The organism is Chamaesiphon sp. VAR_48_metabat_403, from assembly GCF_031422475.1.
Lineage (GTDB): Bacteria > Cyanobacteriota > Cyanobacteriia > Cyanobacteriales > Chamaesiphonaceae > Chamaesiphon.
Window position 1 is genome coordinate 1 of the sequence record NZ_JANPLS010000380.1, and the last position, 2,039, is coordinate 2,039.

General features: G+C 44.0%; 2 protein-coding genes. One reads left to right on the forward strand and one right to left on the reverse strand.

Features of this window, described 5'->3' with window-relative positions; translation table 11 throughout:
• Positions 1-547: 547 nt before the first annotated feature.
• On the forward strand, positions 548-1,024 hold the full coding sequence (locus RMO79_RS18140) for a M67 family metallopeptidase (protein ID WP_310484645.1): 477 nt from the start codon (positions 548-550) through the stop codon (positions 1,022-1,024).
• A 17-nt stretch (positions 1,025-1,041) separates the two neighbouring features.
• Here RMO79_RS18140 and RMO79_RS18145 read toward each other — a convergent pair.
• Positions 1,042-2,039 (reverse strand): potassium channel family protein (locus RMO79_RS18145; RefSeq protein WP_396136630.1); only part of this gene is annotated, 998 nt, incomplete at its 5' end.

Genomic DNA, 2,039 nt, shown 5'->3' on the forward strand with positions numbered 1-2,039 from the left:
GCTGTCTTTCTACCTGTGGGTAAAATCCAATCCGCCGCTAGTATATACCGAACTTCTCAATCGCATTATTCGCCAAGCTGAAAAACGCCAAGTCACAAAACTCGCTCTCAAACGTCAAGAGGGAATGCGCGCATTATTCAAGTAGATTCACATCTTGCATTACAATATAGTCAATAGTATTTAGGAGTAAGTTTAATGGGTATTTATATCGGTTTTTATTATATGTAAATTGAGATTGCAAATTAGATTTAATTAACGTAAGTTTCTCCTGTCGGAGCGACGTTTTTATGTCTAGGGTTCCCCCCAAATAAAAAACGTCAAGACAGAGGCTCGCGGGAACGGAAGAAGGATCTCCATGCAGTCTTTCTTAGCTCCGGCACACACCACCTGGGGATGAATCCCCAGGCTAACCAAGAAAGTCCACTAAAGTGGACTGGCGAATTTGGCAGTCCACTTTAGTGGACTTGAGCTACTAGCCCGCACTTCAGTCGCGGGTGGGTGACGAGCGAAGCAAATATTCTTAACCCTCACGTTAATTAGATCTAAAATGACGATCGCTATCAGTCAGGATCAAATTCAAATTATTGTCGATCGTGCTGAAAATATTTATCCAGAAGAATGCTGTGGAATTCTATTAGGAACGATCTCCGGATCTCTTAAAACTGTTGTTGAAGTTATTCCCACGGCTAATGTTTGGGTAAAATCCGAATTAGGCGATGATTTAGCAGATCCAACCGAAATTTCTAGAACTAAAACTAGTCGCTATACGATCGATCCTCAAGATATTTTTCAAGCGACAAAACGCGGGCGATATCTGGAACTTGAGATTGTCGGTTTCTTTCATTCTCATCCCGACAATCCAGCGGTACCTTCCATCTGCGATCGCGATTTAGCATGGCATGTCTATTCATATCCGATCGTTTCTGTAATGCAAGGAAAAGTCAACGATTTCAAAAGTTGGGTATTAGACGATCTGGGTATATTTCAACAAGAAGAAGAAATTAGCTTCTTAAAACTCCCATAAAGCCCAAAACCTAAAACCTAACCCCTCGGTGCAATCGGATCTAAAATCCGATTTAAAACTCGCAACTGATCGGCGGTACCCATACAAATTAACATATCCCGATCCATAATCATCGTCTCACCAGTCGGGCCGACAATAAGATTACCATCTCGCCTGCGGATTGCCAATACTAGCGAACCAGACTGCGATCGCAATTTTGCCTCTCGTAATGATAAACCTGCCACCGGACAAACTTGCGCCTCGATCTCAAATTCTTCCATATAAAAAGATCGATCGCTAGCCACAATCCCATCCATAAAATCCATCACATGCGGTCTTAAAGCTGCCGCTGCAATCCGTTTCGCACCAGTGATGTAGGGGGATATGACTTTATCTGCACCAGCACGTTGGAGCTTGAGTACGGCTTCTTCGTTACTCGCGCGCGCGATCGCCCGAATACTAGGATTGAGAGTTTTGGCAGATAAAATAATATACAGATTTTCGGCATCCGAAGGCAACGCAGCCACCAGACAGGCGGCTTTTTCTATGCCCATCTTCAGGAGCGTTTCATCGAGCGTAGCGTCGGCTTGGATGGCGTTATAGCCCTCTGATTGAGCTATTTTGACTTGTTCGCTACTCGCATCGGCGATCGCAAATGTCGTACCTTCAGCCGCAAATTCGGCGGCAATTTGTCGCCCGATGCGTCCAAAACCACAGATGATAAAGTGTTCGGATAAAGATTCCACGAATTTTGTTTGTTGCCTGAGTCTTCTACCTTCTATAAAATAGCCTTCAATTAAGGCTTCCGTAAATCGATTGACAATATAACCAATTGTAATGACCCCCGCTAAAATTAAGGCGATCGTAAAAATTCGCCCTCGATCTCCTAATTTTTGCGTTTCGCCATAACCAACTGTGGTGAGGGTAATGACGGTCATATATATCGCATCTAACCAGTGCCAATGCTCCACCAACCTGTACCAGAGGGTTCCGGCAACAAATACTAGTGTTAGGGCAATTCCACCCCGTTGTAAGT

Excerpts from the sequence above, each read along its gene's own strand:
- RMO79_RS18140 (WP_310484645.1), top strand. The coding sequence starts at position 548 with ATGACGATCGCTATCAGTCAGGATCAAATTCAAATTATTGTCGATCGT.